This is a genomic window from Paenibacillus mellifer (genome assembly GCF_023195895.1).
In the GTDB taxonomy this organism is placed as follows: Bacteria; Bacillota; Bacilli; order Paenibacillales; family Paenibacillaceae; genus Fontibacillus; species Fontibacillus mellifer.
Genome location: NZ_JALPRK010000057.1, coordinates 1 through 399 on the forward strand (window position 1 = coordinate 1; position 399 = coordinate 399).

Consider the following 399-nt stretch of genomic DNA (forward strand, 5'->3'; position numbering starts at 1 on the left):
TGAGCTACCCCAAAAAGTGAAGATTATGCTGCGAAGCGTATTCCGAGTACTTTTCGGGGACCCCGGTTTGGGAGCCAGCCGCCGAAGGTGGGGTAGATGATTGGGGTGAAGTCGTAACAAGGTAGCCGTATCGGAAGGTGCGGCTGGATCACCTCCTTTCTATGGAGAATCGTCTTCTGTAACGAAGACATTCAAATCGCTAACTCAGGTTAGCAAAGCATATGCTTTCGAAGCAGCTTTGCTTCGCAAAGCTTTTAACTCACTCGTTGGTCAGTTTTGAGAGTTCAACTCTCAAGCTTATCCTTCCAAGACTTACCGGTTGAACGGTAAACCTTGAAGTGATAAGATAGTCTTCCGCCGGTAAAACGGCGAAGCAACTTGATCCTTGAAAACTGGATA

At 47.4% G+C, this 399-nt stretch carries 1 rRNA gene; it reads left to right on the forward strand.

What is annotated here, in order from left to right:
* Positions 1–159 (forward strand): 16S ribosomal RNA (locus tag M0651_RS23950); the annotation flags it as partial.
* Positions 160–399 lie beyond the last annotated feature (240 nt).